Genomic DNA, 21,314 nt, shown 5'->3' with positions numbered 1-21,314 from the left:
AAATTATAGAACAAGTGTTCGAAAAAGTAAAGTATTTGACTATCAACCACATGCTGTATTCGTTACCAGTAAGCAGTATAATGGTGGGTTTGGTTATGACTTTTATAAGTAATAAATACTAACAGCCTAAATTTTGGGGAACGGAACAGACATTATGCCTATTGACGCACAAGCTTTAACCATTCAGATTGGTGCGCGAACGCTGTTAAATCCTACCGATTTTCACGTCACAAAGGGAGATAAGATCGGTTTAGTCGGCAGAAACGGCGCAGGCAAAACTACGCTTACTCGCGTTATTACAGGAGACATGCTGCCAGCAGGAGGCTCGGTTAGAGTTAGTGGAGGTTTAGGCTACTTACCTCAAGACACGCACGCAGCAGACCCAGAGCAAAGTGTTATAGATCGCATTATGAGTGCTCGAGATATTGCTTCTATCGTTTCGCGTATTCGCAAAGCGGAAAAAGAAATGACAGATCCAGATCCAGACATAATGACTAAAGCTATGAACCGCTACGACAAAGCAATGCAAGATTTTGAAAAAGCAGGCGGTTATTCAGTGCAATCTGAAGCAATATCGATGGCAACAAGCTTGGGACTTCCACAAGAAGTTATGCAACAAGCTTTAGGAACACTTTCAGGTGGTCAACGTCGCCGCATAGAACTTGCTAGAATTCTGTTTTCTGACGCAGATACATTAATTCTCGATGAGCCTACAAACCACTTAGACGCAGACTCAATAATATGGTTGCGCAATTATCTTAAACGATTTGAAGGCGGATTCCTAGTAATTTCTCACTCCACAGAATTACTAGACGAAGTAGTCAACAAAGTATGGCATTTAGATGCGCAACTTGCAAAAATAGACATGTACTCAATGGGTTGGAAAGCATACTTGCATCAGCGCGTAGTAGACGAAGAAAGACGTCGTCGCGAACGAGAAGTTGCAGAAAAGAAAGCTGAACGCCTTATGAAACAAGGCATTCGCTTGCATGCTAAAGCTACAAAAGCAGTTGCTGCTCAAAACATGATGCGAAGAGCTGAACGCCTATTAAGCGAAACAAGTGAAGCTCAAAAACAAGAAAAAGTTGCAGATATTCGTTTTCCAGAACCAGCTGCATGCGGAAAAACTCCAATTATGGCAAAAGATATTTCCAAAGCGTATGGTTCTAATATTGTTTTCGCTGGAATTAATCTTGCTATAGACAAAGGTTCACGCGTTGTCATTCTAGGCTATAACGGTGCTGGAAAAACAACAACATTACGCATTTTGGCAGGAGAAGAAACAGCAGATACTGGTGAAGTTCAATACGGACACGGATGCAAAATCGGTTATTTTGCACAGGAACACGATACATTAGACTTGGATTCTACAGTTTTGGAAAACCTTCAGCATGTTGCACCAAACCTGGATGACACGCAAGCACGTTCTATGCTTGGCAGCTTCCTGTTTTCCGGCGACGACGCAATGAAGCCTGCAAGAGTGCTTTCAGGTGGCGAAAAAACGCGTCTAGCACTTGCAACACTAGTCACTTCCAAGGCCAATGTGCTACTACTAGACGAACCTACTAACAACTTAGACCCAGCATCTCGAGATGAAATACTTAAAGCTATTGCAAAGTATGAGGGAGCAATTGTTCTTGTTACACACGATGAGGGTGCAGTTCAAGCCTTACAACCTGAGCGAGTGCTACTCATGCCTGATGGCGACGAAGACTTGTGGAATGACGAATATCTCGATTTAGTTGCCGAAGAGTAAAATGTTGAACTGAATTACTTGAATTGTGCAATAGAATGGTTAAGCAGTGATTTCAACGTACGCGTCTAAGACTTTGCCAAATACGGCAAATAGTGACAACAGTCGTATAAGCAATCAAATTGACAAACATTGCATAAAACGTACGCTACATTTTTTGCGAATACCATTCATCGTAATAATTCTTATAACCTTATTTGAATGTTCTATTGGAAATCTGCCATTTTGGAGCAGTGTTACAGGAAGCACAGATAGCATTTCTGCGCACAACGATATAGGTTCTGGAATTAGACGCTTAGCTTCCGGCGGCATTCTTATAACGGATCCTTCAGAAGCATATTTAGAAGTAACATCCGACGGAAGTTCGCCTTATATTCGCTTAGAGCCTGCGATTATTAAAAAGAAAAGCAAAAATAATAATCTTATTTCAAACATCAATGTTTTAGTTGAAGCAAACAAATACTTAAGCAAACCTCAAAGCACAAACACTGCTTCTCTAAACCCATCTTTGCTTAAACTTCCAAAACAAGCAATAGGGAAATCTTGCATTGTTAGAGTGTGGCTGCAACATCCAATAGGATCAATATTGAATATTGAAGACTCAAGAGCAAACGTTCGAGTGCCTTTTAGATGGTCATGGGGTCGCGTATTAATACTTGCTATTTTTGCATTTTTTGTTACGCTTTGGAATCCTTGGTCCAAGCTTTGGAAAATTAAACTCAACACTCATAGTCTTATTCAACGTTGCTGCTTTGCTGCTTCTCTTCTTCCATTTATTGCTGTTGGTTTAATAACTATTTTTTGGAATTTACGAAACGCAACTCCTATGCATTTTTATACAAACGGTAATTATGCATATGATTTTGATCAATATGCTCACACTGCAGACGCATTGTTAAAAGGTCAAGTGCATTTAAATCTTCCTGTTCCTAATGAGTTAGAACACTTGCAAAATCCTTACGACCCTACGGCTAGAAATAATTTGTTAAACCACTCAGTACAGCATATGTATTGGGATTACGCATACTACAAAGGTCACTGGTACTCCTACTTTGGAGTTCTTCCTGCAGTATTGCTATTTTTGCCTTATCGCATTATTTCAAGACTATGGACTCCTGAAGGCTCTATGCTTCCAACAACAGTAGCCACGATAATATTCTTAATTGGTTTTCTTATCGCAGGTTCCCTATTGGTTATTCGAATTATTGAGCAGACTTCAAAAAAAGTATCTTTAGGAACGACATCCATTGTTCTTGCTTTATTCTTCATTACTTCAAATACAGTGTATTTGTGGTTTAGAACGTCATTTTATTCCGTACCTATGGCAGCCTCACTTTTCTTCACATCTCTTGGATTGTGGTGCTACCTAGGTTTTAATAGAACACACTCTTTGCTAAATATTGTTTTAGGTTCTTTCTTTATTGCATTAAATTTAGGATGTAGACCTACTTTTTCTATAGCTGTTCTTTTTGCACTTCCTGCAATTTATTCGCATATAGAAAAAGATTTACCAAATATTTTGCGCAACTGGAAACAAGTTTCTTCATGGCATAAGCCTTTTAAATATTTTGCAGCTTGGATACTGCCATGCGTAATTACTGCAATTCCATTTGGCATTTATAATCTTTTGCGCTTTGGCTCACCGTTAAATTTTGGCAATGAGTATCAAATAACTATTACTGACATGACGACTATGCGTTTGCCGTCACAAAATATTTTGCCGTCTATTTTCAGCTATATTGCGCTACCTTTACGTTTTATTCCAACTTTTCCTTGGATTGGTATTCAGCCTATTGCATTTGACCGTTGGCAATATGCAGAGCCTATGATTGGCGGAATGTTTACACTTTCACCATTGGCATTAGTTGGCATAATATGCGTATTTATTATGAAAAAACGCTGCCGCACGCATATTGCTTGGCAAACAAGCGTAATAGCTATAATAGTTGGGCTTGTTCTTATTGTTTTTGACAGTTTAAAAGCTGGTATCGGATGGAGATATATTGCTGATTTTGCATGGGCTTTTGCCATAGCTGCCGCAATTGGAATTAGCTTGCTTTTAGAGTATGCGTCCACCTTGCAATCAGAAAATTCTTTACATAAAAAAACTATTGCTTACACAATACGCTTACTTGTAGCAGTATTGCTATTTGCATCTATTGCTATCGCTGTACTCAGTTGGTTTGTTACAGGACGTGAAGACAGCACGCTTCGTTTTAATCCAAACTTATGGTTCGCGTTTAGAAATTGGATGACACTGTTTTAAATAATTATTTATATAATTACTATTCTTCTAACAATGCATCTACAGTTCGAAGAAGCGCATGTAATCCGCTAATAAACTGTTGCGGCTCTGGCAATAATGACAATGCTAAATACCCATTAACTGGCATATCGAAATAATATCCAGGTTGAGAAACTAGATTATAATCTTTCATCAATCTCAAAGCTAATACATCATCGTCAATGCAAGATGGTACACGCAATAAAATATTCCATCCGCCTTCTGCACGCAACGCGCTAACACAGCATTTAGGCGTAGATACCAACGTTTCTCGAAGCGCATGCAGATTATTAATAACACGATTTCGTACAATAGCGCTTTGAGAAGATGCATATTGCAATAATTCTGGTATTCGCTCAGAAACAGTATTACCAATAGGCAAAAAATCATCCGCTATAACGTCAAGCCTTTTTTGTGCTTCATAAACATCATCTTTAGGACCTGAAACTTCAATCCAACCAACTTTTGCGTGAGGAGCAGCAAGCATTTTGGAGAATCCATCAAGCGCAAAAACTAAAGTAGCAGATTCTCCAGCAAAACGAGCATTGCCAGCAAAAGATTCAAGCGAATATTCATAAAATACTTCGTCTGCAATAATCGCAACACCATTATCACGACATAATTGCAATAGTATTTCACGTTCTTCAGGCTTAACATATGAGCCTGTAGGATTATTTGGATTAATAAGCACAAGAGCTTTAATACGCAAAGACGCATCTTCTAAAAGTTCTCTAACACGCGCAATATCAATAGTCCAAGAACCATCATAGTGCAAAGGATACGGTATTGCATTCACGCATTGCAAGCGTGCAATAGACTCTATAAGAGGATATCCAGGAGTTGGTCCCATAACAGCATCCCCTGCATCGCATAAAAGCATCATAAGCCATGCGTAAGCTTGAGAAGTTGAAGAAAGCACATAAAGCTGATCTGGATTAAGCTTTGGTGGAACAGACTTTTCAGTGCGGTTATCTCGCTTATTGATGAAGTTTGAAAGAATATCGCGAATTTCCTTAGGACCTCTAGGGTCTGCTGTGTAACGTCCGCTTAAACATTGAGGAGCTAAGCCGTGAGACGTTGGATTGGAATCGTTTAATTTAGTAAGCTTTACGCCATTAAAAATAGCTTTTCGCTGAGCTAAAATAATAGGATTTGGCTCACTCACATCTACTCTAGAAGAAAATCGCACGAAACTACCCTAACACTTGGCATAACAAAAGCTGGGCTGCAGCATAAACTGCTCACCCAGCTCAATAGATAACAAATAATATTTAGTTATTTTTTAGTTTTGCTGCATTTTTTGCATTGCATAGTAAGCTGCACCAATAATTCCAGCCTCATTATGCAATGTTGCAACAACAATAGGAGTTTTAATATCGATATGCGGCAAGAACTTTTCGCTTACGCGGCTAACACCACCACCGACAACAAACAAATCTGGGTTGAAATACTTTTCCATCAAGCCATAGTACTTAGTCAAACGCTTAGCCCACTTCTTATAGCCCATATCCAACTTTTCACGAACAGAAGAAGCAGCGTACTTTTCAGCATCGCCTTTACCTTTTTCAAGCTGAATATGACCAAGCTCAGTGTTTGGAATAAGCACACCGTTGTAAATCAAAGCCGTGCCAATACCAGTGCCAAGAGTAGTAGCAATAACCAAGCCATCCTTGTCTTTTGCTGCACCAAAACGCTGCTCAGCTAAACCAGCAGCATCGGCATCGTTAACTACTGTTACAGGACGACCACAAGCCTCGCTAAAGACTTCAGTAACATCAACACCAATCCAAGACTGGTCAAGATTTGCCATAAAATCAAGCTTCTTACCAGGCTTAATTGGAGCAGGGAACGCAATTCCAACAGGAACATCTGCAGGTACTTCAAAATGTTCAAGCTGCTGACGAACAATATCTGCAACTGCTTGAGGCGTAGAAACCGCAGGAGTGAGAATTTTGTATCGAGGTTCTGCGAACTCTCCCTTTTCCAAATTTACTGGAGCAGCCTTAATACCGGATCCACCAATATCGACGCCAAATGCTTGTGCAGTGTCAATCATTTCACTAACACTCCCCTCTGAATGTGTGCTGTATGGACAATTACCAGTATTCTATCGTATATCTGATACGACACGCTTACTGTTTACTAACTTCTACTTCAACGAAGGCATAGGTTTCCAGTCTTGATCGTGCAAAATTTTTCGAGAATCAATCCAACCGGTAAACAATTTACCAATACCCGAAATAATATGCTCACGATCGACAGCAATCAAACGAATAATCTCTTTAGCAGCTGTTAAAGCAGTTCCAAGCGCAAACATAAACGGACGAAAATCGCCATGAACCATAAAGTAGCGAGCCATAAAGCCTCTATTTCGCATAATATGATAACGATTCATGTCCGATGTTGAATTTAGCTGACGCACTCCTGCAATATCCCAATTAGGAATATCACGAGTGCGACGAAGAATAATATCCGGAACAACAATAGGGTTCGTAACCTTACTCGCAAGATACCCGTAAGTAGTATCATCCCAGTAAATAAAGTAGCGCGAATCCGGGAAGCCGATTTTTTCAACTATATCTCGACGAATCAAGCCGCCCTCAAAACACATCGTATTCATAACTTTGTATCCAGCTCTGCCGAAAGCAGCAGGAGCAATAGGATTTGGAATACCAAGCGGAACCAAAAAATCATACTGCCAGTAGAAATTACCGCCGTCGTAATCTAAACGACTTCCTTGAACAACAGCGTGACGCTTAGTCCAAGGAGCAAGACGCTCAATAGATTCAGGCACTGTTTCAACATCGTCATCCATAACCCAGAACCACTTAGCTCCAAGTTCATAAGCTTTTTTAACACCAGCACTAAAACCGCCAGCACCACCAAGATTTTCATCTTGCGGAGCATACACAACATGAAGTTCATTGCCTTCACAATCTTTTTGAGCTTTACCCCAACGATTAGTTAAAGAAGCTTCAAGACGAGCAACCATTTCGCCGGTTTTGTCACTGCACTCATTGTCAACAACAACAATACGCCAAGGGCATTCTTTTAAACATTCAAACGAATGGAATAAATTCTCCAAAAGCTCTTGACGCTTATAAGTGACAACAACAATAGCTAATTTATCAATGCTAGTTGCGTTATTAGTACTAATTTTTTTTGATGCACTCGTATTGCTCATACTTGTATTCTCGCACCTACCCTCGCCACACAATTATCACAACAATGTTCTTAGCATGAGATACAAAAGAATAGTTAGTTTCAGGGAAGGTGAAAATCCTTACTGGCGGTAACAAAATACGTGTTTCATACGTTTTTGAAGCCCGCGAGCAGCTTACAAGCTGCTGATTCGGTTAAATTCCGAAGCCAACGGTTACAGTCCGGATGAAAGAAACGGAGACCCATCATGGGCATTTCTAATACAAATAATCACCAAACTTATGCAAAGAACTCTAACTGGTCTAGCGAAAAAATAGCAAAATACGCTCTATTCGTGGCACTTTCAATGGCGGTAAGTTTCATAGAATTCCCGCTTATTCCAGACCTCAGCTATCTTAAATACGATCCTTCTGGAATCGTGTGTCTCGTAGCAGGATTCGCGTATGGTCCTGCAGCTGCAGCAATCGTAAGCATACTCGGCTTTGCACCACACTTATTTACCAATCCACTCGGCACAGTTATGGCAGTGCTAGTATCTTTAGGAGCTAGCGTTACAGCAGCAATCGTATACAAAAAAATGCATACCAAAAAAGGCGCAATCATTGCACTTTTGGCAGGCTCGATTGTTGCTATTGCTCTTGCAATAGGTGGAAATCTTGTTATTACTCCTCTTTACGCTCACATAACTGTTTCGCAGGTTGCGGCTCTTATTCTTCCAGCATTACTGCCATTTAATATTATTAAACTTGCTTTGCACGTAGTAGTAACTATGCTTATTTACAAACCAATTTCTAACCTGCTACACGAAAATAAATAATTATCCCAAACGGAATAGTTATGCATAATATCAGCACAAGTAATAGCATGAACGAAGCTAAGAAGCACATGATTGAAAACAATTCGCAAGTAGTGTTGCGAAATATTTGCTTTAGCTACGATGATGGAAAAACTTGGACGCTTAATAATTTAAGTCTTACAATTAATCCTGGCGAACGCGTGGCAATTGTGGGATTAAACGGTTCTGGTAAATCAACCTTAGCAAAAATTATTGCAGGTTTAACAGCTCCAGATAGCGGTTATGCTACATTGTGCGGCGAAAAAGTTTTTGAAAATACTACTGCTTGTGCTGAATCATATAAAAATGCACGAAAATATATTGGTGCACTTTTCCAAAGTCCTGAAGACCAGATTATTACCACAATTACTGAAGAAGATGTTGCTTTTGGACTAGAAAATTTGCAATTCCCTCAAAAAGCAATGTATAAGCGTATCAGTGAAGCTTTAAAAACTGTTCATATGGAAGATAAACGTTACGCTGACCCTAGCACTATGAGCGGCGGACAGCAGCAACGAGTAGCTTTAGCAAGTGCTATTGCTATGAATTCTAAACTGCTTGTTCTTGACGAACCTACTTCTATGCTCGACTCGTTCGCACGTAAAGACGTTGATGCTTTATTTGATAATTTGCACAAAAATGGCACTACTATCGTTCAAATTACACATAATTTTGAGGAATGCAAACGCGCAAATCGCATACTTTTACTAGAAAATGGTAACCTGAAAGAAATAAGCTTTAATGGTTTAAAAACTTACTTTTCTAATATTGAATTAGCAAATAATCATGTAACTAAAATTAGCGAGAACAAGAACTTAACAGATAGCAGATTCAAAGAAAATAAGTCAGATATCGCTGTAGAAATTTCCGGACTAACTGTTCAATATGATAAAACTTCTCCAGCTGTTATTGACGATTATTCACTCACTGTTAAAAGCGGCGAAACAGTTGCAATAATGGGCGAAAACGGCTGCGGTAAATCAACTCTTGCTAAAACAATGTGTGGATTGTTAAAAGCCAATTCAGGAAATATAACAGTACATGGCATATCTGTTAAAGGTAAAACATCTAGAATAATACGACAAAAACTACATCAAACAATTGGCTACGTTATGCAACTGCCAGAACAACAGCTTTTTGCTGATACAGTACGGAACGATGTCGCTTATGGGCCAAAAAATTTTGGGCTAAAAGACAGTGCTCTTAAAGAACGTGTGGATGAAACACTACGCTTACTGAACCTTGAGAATTTGGCTGAAAAATCACCTTCTGCGCTTTCTGGAGGTCAGCAGCGTCTTGTTGCAATAGCTGGCGTTTTAGCTTGCAAGCCACGCGTACTCGTACTGGATGAGCCAACAGCTGGATTAGATTTTGAAGCTGCGTTACGTATCCGAAAAATTCTTGGAATGCTACATAATCAAGGCGTAACCATAATACTTATTACGCATAATCTTCAAGAAGCAGAAAATTTAGGCGCAAGACTAGTAACATTAAAAACAAGGAATAAAGCAAGCAATAAAGAATGCAGCACAGCAAAAAATATTGAAAATACCAAAAACAAAGAAAGTTCCACAAAAGCAAAAACAACTTCACTACTTAAATCTTTTGACCCACGCGCGACGCTTCTATCATGCTTTATTCTTATGCTAAGTGCTTTTAGTATTACTAACTACATACAGTTAGCTATTCTTGCTTTTGTAACATTTACTCTAACTGTTGCTGCAAAAATACCATTCGTTAAACTTATTGCTTCGCTGCACATGATTATTGCAATATTTGTTTTCTCCGGACTACTTAACATTCTCGCAGTGCGAACCGGCACAGTGCTAGCAAATATTGCAACTATTCCTATTACAACCGATGGAATTAACTATGCAATACTTTTTGCAACACGATTCTCGCTTGTTATTATCATTGGAGCAGTTCTAGTATTAACAATGAGTCAGACAACACTTAACGAATCTTGCACACGATTACTATCACCACTTCGACATATTGGAATACCAACGCAAGAAATAGCACTTATTATGAGCCTAGCGCTACGGTTCTTACCAACACTTAGTGCAGAAGCGCACTCTGTGGCACTAGCGCAAATCGCTCGAGGAAGTAGCATTCGAGATGGTTCTTTTAAACAACGAGTACACGCCATAACAGCTTTAATTGTGCCAGGTTTTGCAGGAGTAATTCGCCATGCTGACATTCTTGCGCTCGCATTAGATGCACGCTGCTACGCGCCTGGAGCTGAAAGAACTCACTTGCACTCATGGAAAATGCGTATAAAAGATGTACTGCTATTAGTAGTTACTCTTTGTGTTGTAAGCGCGATTATTGTGTGCAAAATGCTACCTTTGTAATAAAAAATTTTGAAAATATTTCACCTTTTGCAGCAAGCGCAATAAATACGGAATAACTACGGAATAAATGCGCAATAAATAAATTTGTATTATCACATGCAACAATTCGCAATATACTGTATAATCCGTTAAGCACTATGTAATTTATGTAATATTTGCGTTATAAAACTTGCATTTGAAAGGACTCCTTATGGCATTGACAAAGAAGCAGATTAAGCAGCTTCGCGCGCTCGCTAATACGCTTAGCCCACTTTTATACGTTGGCAAGAACGATATTACTGATGCAGCTGTGAAGCAAGCAGACGAAACCATGCAGTACCACGAGCTCATGAAGTGTGCTGTGCAAGATGGTTCCGGATTAAGCGCCAAAGAAGCTGCTGATGCACTTGCTCAAAAGCTCGGTGCCGAAGTCGTGCAAGTAATCGGCAATCGTTTTGTTTTGTTCCGCGTATCCCCATTAGACAGCGTTGAACACATTATGCTTGTGCGTGAATAAATGAATAAAACATTTACGAATTAGTTTTATTATTTTTATTTTCAGAATTGTGAAGAATGGCACGGATTTGAGATAAGCGTTGAGTAAGCTCATGCTCGTAGCCACGATTCGACGGCTGATAGTATTCGCGACCAACTAGCTCATCTGGCATATACTGTTGCGATGCCACAGCACCCGGATAATCGTGAGCATACTTGTACCCGTCATGGTTTCCCCAACTTTTCATCAAAGCAGTTGGAGCGTTACGCAAATGAAGAGGAACTTGACCAATATTTCCAGCATCAACATCTTGCAAAGCCTGATTAATAGCATTGTAGCTTGCGTTTGATTTAGGAGCGGTTGCTACAGCAATCACAGCTTCAGAAAGAATAATGCGCGCTTCCGGCATGCCTATTAAAGCAACTGCTTGAGCTGCAGCAACAGTTACTTGCAAAATTTGCGGAGCTGCCATACCAACTTCTTCTGCAGCAGCAATCATAATTCGCCTTGCAATAAAACGCGGATCTTCCCCAGCTCTAAGCATTCGCGCTAAATAATGCAAAGAAGCGTCAACATCACTTCCGCGCATCGACTTAATAAAAGCAGAAATCACATCGTAGTGATCGTCGCCATCTTTGTCGTAACGAACTGTAGTAGTATCCATTACGTTAGAAACAATATCAGCAGTAATAACAGGTTTCTTTTTGCCATGCTGTAACGCAACATCTCCTGTTACTGCCCCTGCAGCCGCCTCTAAAATAGTGAGAGTTTTGCGAGTATCTCCCCCACTTAAGCGAATAATAGAATCAATAGCGTCATCGTCGATTTTAAGCTGATTATTAAGACCATTTTCGCTAGTTAGTGCACGTTCTATAAGAGTGTGTAAATCTTCAACGCTAAGTGACTCAAGTTTAACAACTATTGATCTGCTAAGTAGCGGCTTAATGATTGAAAAGCTCGGGTTTTCAGTAGTAGCACCAATAAAAGTTACGTCGCGATTTTCAACGCTTGGAAGCAAAGCATCTTGTTGAGATTTAGAAAAACGGTGAACTTCGTCAATAAATAAAACTGTTTCTTGACCATTACTAACTAAACGCTCATGCGCGCGATCAAGTACCGCTCGAACGTCTTTAACTCCAGAAGTTACAGCAGAAAGCTCTTCAAACACGCGACCAGACTGACGGGCAACAATATAAGCGAGCGTAGTTTTGCCAACTCCCGGAGGACCAAACAACACAACAGAACTTGGAGCAGTAAGAGAACCTTTAGATTGCGGATTTGCAAGCCTGCGCAAAGGAGAACCTTCTTTTAGAGCATGCGACTGCCCTAGCACGTCTTCAATACTGCTCGGGCGCATACGCACTGCCAACGGACGAGTTACATCACTCGGCGCGCTACTTGCTGCAAATAAATCCTGCTCCATAAATACCAGCTTACACTACATATAGAACAAACGTTCGATTGCATTTTGCGTCTTGCATTTCGTATTCTGTTAACACATTTTTAAAAATCACACGTGCGAAACTTGGTAATCAAAGAACACAACTTCACCTTCGTCTTGAGTTGTATCTAAATCGACAACGCCAGTAATAGCCCAATTATGATCCCCATCTGAATCGTCAATAATCTGCCGAACTTTCCACGAATGTTCACTTTTCTCAAGCGAATCATCCAAAATAAACAAGTCGCCACTTCGAGCCTTAGCATCTATTCCAACATACTCGTGCTCATCGTAATAGTCGTCAAGAACATCATTCCACTCGTGAACTCCGTAACCCCAAGCCTTGTCAAGCTCTCCTAAAGTATCCGCATCTTCCAAATCCATAAGCTGCACGCGACGAAACATTGCGTTTCTAATCAACACAATAAGTCCACGACGATCCTCAACTACAGACTCAGAAGTTGAAGGCGCAGCCGTAGTTACAGCGCTAGCTTCAGCATCCGATCCTCCAGCACTCTCCCACTCGTCAACAAGACTAGAATCAATAGAGCGCACAACAAGACGAAGCCACGAAATAATGTCACGCAATTCTTCGTTAAACATATCTTCTGGCACAGTGCGAGCAAGCGAACGGTAAGCGTCCGAAAGATAGCGAAGAAGCGTTCCCTCACTTCTAGCAATGCCATAGCGCGAAATATATCCAGTAAAATCGGAAGCAGTTTCAACCATGTCTCGAAGCACAGATTTAGGCTTAATCCAGTAGTCGTTTGCCCAAGGAACATCCTTGCGATATTGCGCAAAAGCAGGCTCAAGCAAATCTTCAAGAGGCTTAGGGTAACTGACTTCCGCCAAGCGTTCCATGCGCTCCTCGTAGTCAACGCCATCGTCTTTCATTCCAGCCATTGCAGCATCGCGAGCCTTACGCTCCTGCGCGCGAAGAACAGGCTTAGGGTCATCTAAAGTTGCTTCAACCATAGAAATTACGTCAAGCGCATAGCTTTGAGATTCTGGGTCAAGAAGTTCCAAAGCTGCGAGCAAGAACGGAGAAAGCGGCTGATCCAGCGCAAAGCCTTCAGGCATTGCAACATCAAGCTCATAATTGCAAGAACCGTTCGCGCGCTTTTTAGATTCAATAACTTGAGTATCGAGCAGAGTTTGGAAAATATCGTTGCAACGCTCAAGCAATTTCTCTTTATCTTGCGGCTTTTGCGCACTATCTTCAATAAGTTTTTCAACGCGTGCTCTAGCGTCTCCGCCTTGCGTAACTTCGTTCAAAATCATTGAATGCGTTACAACCATATGAGGATTCAAAGTTTCTGGAGCACTTTCAATAAGCTTAGTAAACGTTGGTTCGCCCCAAACAACAAAGCCCTCTGGAGCCTTCTTACGCTTAACTTTTTTAAGCTTCTTAGGGTCATTGCCAGCTTTTGCAACAGCGCGCGCGTTTTCAATCTCGAACTCTGGAGCCTCTGCAACTACTAAGCCCTCTGTATCAAACCCCATTCTGCCTGCACGACCTGCAATTTGATGAAACTCGCGAGCGCGAAGCTTGCGACTACGATTCCCATCAAACTTTGTTAGCGCTGTAAGCACAACAGAGTGAATTGGCACGTTAATACCAACGCCAAGAGTGTCTGTGCCGCAAATAACGGGCAACAATCCTTGCTGAGCTAGCTGTTCAACAAGCCTGCGGTAGCGCGGAAGCATGCCAGCGTGATGTACGCCAACGCCTGTGCGCAGTAGCCTTTGCAAAATTTTGCCGAAGCCTGTAGTAAATTTAGTGCCTTTAATCGCTTGAGCAATTTTGTCTCGCTGCTCTTTGCTAGAAACTCCCGTACTAGCTAGCGCTTGAGCTGTTTCTAGAGCTGCGTCTTGCGAAAAATGAACTACGTAGATTGGCGTTAAACCCTTGTTAAATAAGAGTTCTACAGTTGTGGCAAGTGGCTTATCTGTGTACTCATATTCGAGTGGGATTGGTCTTGGAGCGTCTGCAATAATATCGACGTTTCTTTTTGTTGATTTTTCTAAGCGTTCCGCAATATCCGTTACGTCTCCAAGAGTTGCACTCATAAGTAAGAATTGCGTATTTGGAAGTGTAAGCAGCGGAACTTGCCAAGCCCATCCACGCTCTGGATCACCATAGTAGTGGAATTCGTCCATTGCAACGCAATCAACTTCAGCATTTACGCCTTCACGTAAAGCTTGATTTGCTAAGATTTCCGCCGTGCAGCAGATTATTGGAGCATCCGCATTAATATGCGAGTCGCCTGTAATCATACCAACGTTGTCACGCCCAAAAATAGCTACTAAATCGAAGAATTTTTCGGATACGAGAGCTTTAATTGGCGCAGTATAGTAGGAGCGTCTGCCGGTGGCGAGTGCTGTGAAATGCATGCCGAGTGCTACTAGAGATTTTCCAGAACCTGTTGGAGTGTTTAAAATAACGTGGTCTCCTGCAAGCAAATCCATGATGGATTCTTCTTGATGCGGCCACAAATCTACATGTTTGTTATCTTTAACCCAATCAACAAATGCTTGAAAAATCTCATCTTCGCTAGCATGATGCAAATCGAAAGCTAACTCGCTCAAACCAGCCATATACGCTCCTACTTTACTTAACACCAACTTACTTGTGACTTAATCGCGCTTTATTTGCGCTTCTTCTTATCTCGTACTTTTACGGAGATTTGAATAGGAGTTCCCTCGAATCCAAATTCTTCTCGAAGTGATCGCTCAATAAAGCGACGGTATCCGTGCTCTAAGAAGCCAGTTGTAAATATTACAAAACGCGGTGGGCGCGTAGAAGCTTGCGTGGCAAACAAGATTCTCGCTTGCTTTCCGCCTCGCAAAGGATGCGGATGAGCAGACTGAATACGCCCTAAGAAAGCGTTGAGCTTGCCTGTAGGAATGCGCTTATCCCAGCTGTCTAAAGCTGTTCGCATAGCGCGCGCAAGACGATTCGTATGCCATCCTGTTTTTGCAGAAAGATTTACGCGCTCAGCCCAAGTTACGCGCTCAAACTCAGTTTTCCATAAGCGTTCCATGCGCTGTCTGGAAAATTCGTCCATCAAATCCCACTTGTTAAACACAAGTACGATTGCGCGACCTGCATCCACAGCCTGGCTCATAACTTTCAAATCCTGCTCTGCAATAGGCTGGGAAGAATCGAAAAGAATCAAAGCAAGTTCCGAGCGTTCAATCGCAGCTTGCGTACGAAGTGAAGAATAGTATTCAGCACCCGTAAGCTTGTGCTGCCTGCGCTTAATACCAGCAGTGTCAATAAACAGCCAATCCTCGCCGTCAACTCGCACAACCTCATCAACAGGGTCACGAGTAGTTCCAGCCAAATCGTTTACAACAGATCGCTCTTCATGAGCTAAATGATTCAAAAGCGAAGACTTACCAACGTTTGGACGACCTACTAAAGCAACTCTGCGAAGTCCTTCTGGAGTTAAGAATCCTGAAGTTTTATTCGCTTTCTTCAAAGAATTGAGAGCTGCATCAAGCAAATCTCCAACGCCTCTGCCGTGCATTGCAGAAATTCCGTAAGGCTCACCCATTCCGAGCTTCCAAAACTCTGCAGTCAAATACTCGCTTCTAGCATCGTCAACCTTGTTAACTGCCAGAGTAATAGGCTTACCTGCAGCGCGAAGCATTGAAACAATACGCTCGTCTGTAGCTGTTAAACCAACTTGACCATCTACTAGGAAAATCACAGCATCGCTTAAACGCACTGCTACTTGCGCTTGTTGAGCAATAGAAGAATCAATGCCTTCAACATCTGCTTCCCAGCCGCCAGTGTCAACCAGCTTAAAGTTAGTTCCAGCCCACTCAGCGTCGTAGCTTACGCGATCTCTCGTAACACCTGGAGTATCTTCTACAACAGCTACACGATGACCCAAAATACGATTGACAAGCGTTGATTTTCCAACGTTTGGTCGACCTATAATGGCGATTACTCCAACAGCTTTAGAGTCTTTTGCATCGTCTTGACTTACTTCGTCGCCTCGAAGAAGCGCACGGTCTTCATCGTCAAGATCGTAGCCTTCAAGATTAGCCGCATAACGGTCATACTCATCCTGCTCAATTGCAGCGTCAACCATTTCAACAAGAGCATCGAGAGTCTGCTCAAAAGTCAAATCAGAATTATCGAGCGTTGTAACACCGTCTGCCGCTTGAAGAAAATGCGTAACTTTAGCATCTTTAGCGTCACGAGCGCGAATATCGTCTTCTTCAGATTCATTATTTTTAGATTCATTATTTTGCAAATTTTCTTGCGCAATATTCTGCTTGTTTCTGCGAGCTTGACGCACTTCTTCGCGTGCAGTAAGAAGCACTCGAACTTGAGCATTAGGAGCAACAACAGTAGTAATATCGCGTCCTTCTGCAACTATTCCCTCACCTTTAGAGAAAGAATCTTCATCTGACTCTGAAGCAATATACGCACGCTGAGCAGCAATAAGCATACGGCGAACTGCAGGAATCGAAGATACAGTAGACACATGCGAAGAAACTTCGCTGGAACGCAATTCTTCGCTAATATCCTCACCTTCAACAGTCACTACAGGATTCTTAGGATCAACACTAAAGTCAGCGTCACTTTCAGTAAATAAGGCTCCAACAGCTTCAATAATTTGATTAAAACGTTCAGCATCCGCTGGATTTACAGGATTTCCTTCTTCATCCAATTCAAGTTGCGTGCTTAAATCAATACCTTGTTTCAAGCACCACCAAGCAGCAGCTCTATACATTGCACCCGTATCTAAATACGCAAAACCATAGTATTGCGCTAAAGCACGAGAAGTAGAAGACTTACCTACTCCTGCTGGTCCATCAATTGCTACACAAATCACAGGCCAACCTCCTTAGAAAGCGAGCGCACTTCTGTTTGAGAAAGCACGCGATACGATCCAGCTTTTAAGTCACCCAATTTAATAGGGCCAATTTGCGTACGAACAAGACGCTTTACAGGGTATCCTACGGCTCCAAAAATCCTGCGAACAATACGATTTCTGCCAGAATGCAACACAACTTTTACCATGGTTGTGTCGTGATTCTGATCGATTATTGCGCAACGGTCGAGCTTAATCCAACCATCTTCAAGATTTACACCTTGTGAAACCAAGCGGCGGCAAACCATACCGTTGATTTTGCCTTCAACAGTTGCAATATAAGTTTTCTCAACCTCATACTTTGGGTGCATTACGTGCTGGCTTAGCTCGCCATCGTTGGTCATTAAAATAAGACCTTCAGAATCGTAATCCAAGCGTCCCATGTGGAAAATTCGCTCGTACTTGTCTCCAACAATATCTCTTAAAGTAAAGCGACCTTTTGGATCGTCCATTGCGCTAAGAACTCGCTTAGGCTTATGCAATGCGAGCGTTACTAGCTTTGTGTTGAACTTTACGCGAGATCCATCAACGCGCACTTTTTGACGTTTTGGATCTACTCGAGTACCAAGTGTTGTAACCAATTCGTCGTCTACTTCAACACGCCCGTCAAGAATAATCTCTTCACACTTGCGTCTTGAACCAAATCCCGCTTCAGCAAGCAGCTTCTGCAGTCGAATGGCGTTGTTGTCATCTGAATGCGCCTGATTGGCGCGGGAATATGCGTTTGGCATCGTTCTCCCAACGTGACCTAAAGAATTACATACATACTTGCGCCAGAATTTACTTAAGAATACGCAATATAAGCAATTCATTACTCATTAACTTACTAATTTCTGTGGCAATTTATTAAATTTGCAATAAATCAAAAAACACCACATTTTCCTATGTTACCGTATGGCATAGCCGTGATAGTATAGCCTAGGTTTCATTGTGTTGCAATCATTAACAAAGCGGCACAACTAAAATTAAGGAAAGTTATGATTAAAACTACAGATACACCGTGCAGCACAACTAAAACTGCTGCGCCACTTATTGTTCGTATTGGTACTGAATTTATTGCTACAGCTTTAGCGATGTTCGTTGTTTACACTTTTTATTCTCTTACTACCGTAATGTACGGAATCAACGTTTTAATGATTGCCGCAGGCACTGGTATCGCTTATGCTGCAGCGACATATATTGCATCTAAAATTTCTGGAGGCCACCTTAACCCTGCAGTAACAGTTGCTTCGATGCTTACTGGACGCACTTCATACACTGCAGGATTATGCTACATTGTTGCCCAAGTTCTTGGTGCTATTGCAGCTGCAGGATTGTTTATTCTTATTATTCCTCAGCAGGATTCAAGCATTGATCCGTCACAAGTTGGTCAAGGCTCAGGTTTTGACAAAAAGTATTGGTTTGTTTCAATAGTAAACGGATTCGAAAAGGCATCTCTTTCTGCACGTCAATTAAAAGAAATAAACTTGTCTTTCGGAATAGTATCTGCGTTATTAGTTGAAGTTATTGCTGTTATTTTGATTGTTGCCACTGCATTGCGCAGCACAGACCATGAAGGTAATACTAAATGCGGTTATGCAACACACATCGGTATTGCATACGCAGCTGGCGCTTTCATTACGTATCAAATTACAGGAGCTGGTTTGAATCCTGCTCGTTCTACCGGCATCGCATTATTCGCAAACTCTCATGATTTGGAAGTTAAACCACTAAGTCAATTGTGGGTATTCTGGATTGCTCCAATTTTTGCTGCAGCGCTTGTTAGCCTAGTTTTGCTATTAACAAAGCTTCTTTCAAACTCAGCACAAAAACTTGCTGTATCAAATGAAACAAATCCTGCACCAATACAAAATTTTGCAGACACAAAAGCAGACGCTCCTGTAGCGCCAGATATGAGCTATGAGTACGTTCAAAACGTATCTGACAATAACGTTGCGAACAATCTTTAAAAATAAAGTTATAGCAAAAATATAATTGAAGCGTATGTTATAAGCAAACCTATGCCGAGCGTAATACTTATGAAAGTATCAAAGCCAACTGAGCGAACTTTCCAAGGGCTACGCTGACGCATAATTAAGCGCATAACTCCTAGAAGTACAGCCGTCACAGAAATAACAACTGTGGCGGCTTTTACATATCCTATAAATGCCAATAATGCGCAAAGTGCAATAATAATTGCTACAATCCATTCAGCATAAGGCTTACCCTCACGTTTTTCCGACACGTACGGATGCTCCGTTTTAGCACTTCTAGTCTGATGCTCACTATCTGTCATACTTGTATCATACCTGCTCCGCGATAAGAAAACATGAGTTGTTTTAGGCACTAACACAAAGATGCAGCGCTTGAAGTACACAAACGCTGCATCCATAATATTGATTAATTTATTTGTCTATGAATCTTAGCTAAAGCAATTTTAGTGGAAGAAGTGACGAGTACCGGTAGTGTACATCGTTACACCAGCTTTGCGCGCAGCTTCGAACACTTCTTCGTCGCGAATAGAGCCACCAGGCTGCACGATTGCGCGAACGCCCGCTTCAATCAAAATTTGCGGACCGTCAGCAAATGGGAAGAAAGCATCCGAAGCCGCAACAGCTCCGCGAGCACGTTCAGCACCATCAGCCAAAGTATTTGCACGCTCAACAGCCAAATGGCATGAATCCACGCGATTAACCTGCCCCATTCCAATGCCAACAGTAGCATTGTCGTGCGCAAGTAGAATTGCGTTAGACTTTACACAACGAAGCGAACGCCACGCGAATTGCAAGTCGCGCAAAGTGTCAGCATCAGCAGGATCTCCAGAAACAAGCGTCCAGTTTTCAGGATTATCACCAACTGCATCAATCTTATCTGCAGACTGAACTAAAGCACCACCGTCAATAGGATGAACTTGCAAATCTAAGACTGGCGGAGTTGCAACCTTCAAAATGCGAAGATTCTTTTTCTTAGTGCGAAGCAATTCCAAAGCTTCAGGCTCATAGTCTGGAGCCACAATAACCTCTGTGAAAATTGGGCGCACACTTTCTGCCATTTCCAAAGTCACAGTAGTGTTTGCAGCAATCACACCACCGTAAGCACTTACAGGATCGCAAGCGTGAGCTTTTTTGTGCGCTTCTACTGCAGTCGCGCCTATTGCCAAGCCGCAAGGATTATTATGCTTGCAAACAGCAACCGCAATTTGTGGAGCAAAATCCCAAACTGCACGCCAAGCAGCATCCGCATCCACATAATTGTTGTAGCTCATAGGTTTTCCGCCAAGAAGCTCAGCCTGAGCCAAACCACCCTTATGCAAAGGATCTAAATACAATCCTGCTTGCTGATGGGGATTCTCACCATATCGAAGCGTATGCTCTAAACTCCAAGTGCGCGTGTAGTTTGCAGGAAGCTTCACAGCTTCAGCATTTTGATTATCTTCTTCATCATTTGTGTTCAAACTTTCAGGCTTCTGCCATGCTTTACTTGTCCACTCAGATATAGAAGCATCGTAAGCTGCTGTATGAGCAAATGCTTTACCAGCCAAATATTCGCGCTCTTGCAAATTAAAGCCTTCACCTGAAACGATTCTATTAGCTAAAAGCTGGTAATCTGCAGGATCTGTAATAACGGCAACAGACTTATGATTCTTTGCTGCAGCACGAATCATAGAAGGTCCACCAATATCAATTTTCTCAATAATTGCGTCACTATCAGCACCGCTCATTACAGTGTCTACGAATGGATACAAATTAACTACTACAGCATCAAACGGCTTTATGTTTAGCTTTTCAAGTTGCTTTACATGATCAGCATTACTCATATCTGCAAGAATTCCAGCGTGAATATGCGGATCTAAAGTCTTCACTCTTCCATCAAGACTTTCTGGGAAACCAGTAACGTCAGAAACTTCAGTAACATGAACGCCAAGTTCAGCCAATTTAGCAGCAGTAGAGCCGGTTGAAACTACTTCAGTATCAGCCTTTCTAAATGCTTCAGCTAATATTTCAAGTCCCTCTTTATGAAAAACTGAAACAAGAACTCTACGAATTTGCTTTTCACCTGTGGTTATCAGCACATTTGCGTTTGATTCTTTGCTCTGTGTCTGTTGCACGGCGGCCTTCCTTCCCAAAATAGTAGTGAGG

The 21,314-nt window shown here is 41.6% G+C and carries 15 protein-coding genes and 1 riboswitch; of the genes, 6 read left to right on the top strand and 9 right to left on the bottom strand.

The window, feature by feature from the left end; translation table 11 throughout:
- The first annotated feature begins 154 nt into the window (after positions 1-154).
- Both HXT40_RS02995 and HXT40_RS02990 read left to right on the top strand, forming a co-directional pair.
- Positions 155-1,756 (top strand): ABC-F family ATP-binding cassette domain-containing protein, encoded by a 1,602-nt coding sequence (locus tag HXT40_RS02995; protein WP_012914200.1) that lies wholly within the window; start codon positions 155-157, stop codon positions 1,754-1,756.
- Between the two features lie 46 nt (positions 1,757-1,802).
- Entirely contained in the window at positions 1,803-4,019 is a 2,217-nt protein-coding gene (locus tag HXT40_RS02990; protein WP_421777324.1) for a beta-carotene 15,15'-monooxygenase, read from the top strand.
- 19 nt (positions 4,020-4,038) lie between these two features.
- On the opposite strand, the gene HXT40_RS02985 is transcribed toward HXT40_RS02990, so the two are convergent.
- From HXT40_RS02985 to HXT40_RS02975, 3 genes are all read right to left on the bottom strand, one after another.
- A complete protein-coding gene (locus tag HXT40_RS02985) occupies positions 4,039-5,226 on the bottom strand; it encodes a pyridoxal phosphate-dependent aminotransferase (protein WP_102703133.1) in 1,188 nt (395 codons plus the stop codon).
- Between the two features lie 93 nt (positions 5,227-5,319).
- On the bottom strand, positions 5,320-6,093 hold the full coding sequence (gene ppgK, locus HXT40_RS02980; RefSeq protein ID WP_004108876.1) for a polyphosphate--glucose phosphotransferase: 774 nt from the start codon (positions 6,091-6,093) through the stop codon (positions 5,320-5,322).
- 93 nt (positions 6,094-6,186) lie between these two features.
- The gene (locus tag HXT40_RS02975; protein ID WP_102703134.1) at positions 6,187-7,221 is read right to left on the bottom strand and encodes a glycosyltransferase family 2 protein; all 1,035 of its coding nucleotides are present in this window, start codon (positions 7,219-7,221) and stop codon (positions 6,187-6,189) included.
- Positions 7,222-7,293: 72 nt separating this feature from the next.
- Positions 7,294-7,440: riboswitch (FMN riboswitch) on the top strand.
- Positions 7,441-7,446: 6 nt separating this feature from the next.
- Here HXT40_RS02975 and HXT40_RS02970 point away from each other — a divergent pair.
- From HXT40_RS02970 to HXT40_RS02960, 3 genes are all read left to right on the top strand, one after another.
- The gene (locus HXT40_RS02970) at positions 7,447-8,016 is read left to right on the top strand and encodes an ECF transporter S component (protein ID WP_004108872.1); all 570 of its coding nucleotides are present in this window, start codon (positions 7,447-7,449) and stop codon (positions 8,014-8,016) included.
- Between the two features lie 47 nt (positions 8,017-8,063).
- Complete coding sequence (locus tag HXT40_RS02965) at positions 8,064-10,388, top strand: energy-coupling factor transporter ATPase (RefSeq protein WP_421777333.1); 2,325 nt, start codon at positions 8,064-8,066, stop codon at positions 10,386-10,388.
- Between the two features lie 190 nt (positions 10,389-10,578).
- Positions 10,579-10,884, top strand: a complete 306-nt coding sequence (locus tag HXT40_RS02960) for a YhbY family RNA-binding protein (protein ID WP_004108863.1) — start codon at positions 10,579-10,581, stop codon at positions 10,882-10,884.
- Positions 10,885-10,897: 13 nt separating this feature from the next.
- Here HXT40_RS02960 and HXT40_RS02955 read toward each other — a convergent pair whose 3' ends face one another.
- The 4 genes from HXT40_RS02955 to HXT40_RS02940 form a co-directional block, all read right to left on the bottom strand.
- Complete coding sequence (locus HXT40_RS02955; RefSeq protein ID WP_416091192.1) at positions 10,898-12,286, bottom strand: replication-associated recombination protein A; 1,389 nt, start codon at positions 12,284-12,286, stop codon at positions 10,898-10,900.
- An 87-nt stretch (positions 12,287-12,373) separates the two neighbouring features.
- Positions 12,374-14,902 (bottom strand): DEAD/DEAH box helicase, encoded by a 2,529-nt coding sequence (locus HXT40_RS02950; RefSeq protein ID WP_012914207.1) that lies wholly within the window; start codon positions 14,900-14,902, stop codon positions 12,374-12,376.
- Between the two features lie 50 nt (positions 14,903-14,952).
- Entirely contained in the window at positions 14,953-17,157 is a 2,205-nt protein-coding gene (gene der / locus HXT40_RS02945; RefSeq protein WP_101886053.1) for a bifunctional cytidylate kinase/GTPase Der, read from the bottom strand.
- The gene (locus tag HXT40_RS02940) at positions 17,154-17,927 is read right to left on the bottom strand and encodes a pseudouridine synthase (protein WP_101886054.1); all 774 of its coding nucleotides are present in this window, start codon (positions 17,925-17,927) and stop codon (positions 17,154-17,156) included. The genes der and HXT40_RS02940 overlap by 4 nt, the downstream gene beginning before the upstream one ends.
- Before the next feature lie 246 nt (positions 17,928-18,173).
- Here HXT40_RS02940 and HXT40_RS02935 point away from each other — a divergent pair, with 246 nt between their 5' ends.
- Positions 18,174-19,145 carry an MIP/aquaporin family protein gene (locus tag HXT40_RS02935; protein ID WP_421777323.1) on the top strand — a complete coding sequence of 324 codons (972 nt, stop codon included), beginning with the start codon at positions 18,174-18,176 and terminating at the stop codon, positions 19,143-19,145.
- Positions 19,146-19,153: 8 nt separating this feature from the next.
- Here the strand turns inward: HXT40_RS02935 and HXT40_RS02930 are convergent, their stop codons facing one another.
- Complete coding sequence (locus tag HXT40_RS02930) at positions 19,154-19,471, bottom strand: DUF3017 domain-containing protein (protein WP_421777322.1); 318 nt, start codon at positions 19,469-19,471, stop codon at positions 19,154-19,156.
- Positions 19,472-19,612: 141 nt separating this feature from the next.
- Complete coding sequence (purH, locus tag HXT40_RS02925; protein ID WP_101886055.1) at positions 19,613-21,283, bottom strand: bifunctional phosphoribosylaminoimidazolecarboxamide formyltransferase/IMP cyclohydrolase; 1,671 nt, start codon at positions 21,281-21,283, stop codon at positions 19,613-19,615.
- Positions 21,284-21,314: the final 31 nt, after the last annotated feature.

The sequence above is a fragment of the Gardnerella sp. DNF01180P genome (assembly GCF_049244205.1).
Lineage (GTDB): Bacteria > Actinomycetota > Actinomycetes > Actinomycetales > Bifidobacteriaceae > Bifidobacterium > Bifidobacterium swidsinskii.
The sequence above is the reverse complement of the archived record's forward strand: the minus strand, read 5'-3'. Positions and strand labels throughout refer to the sequence as shown.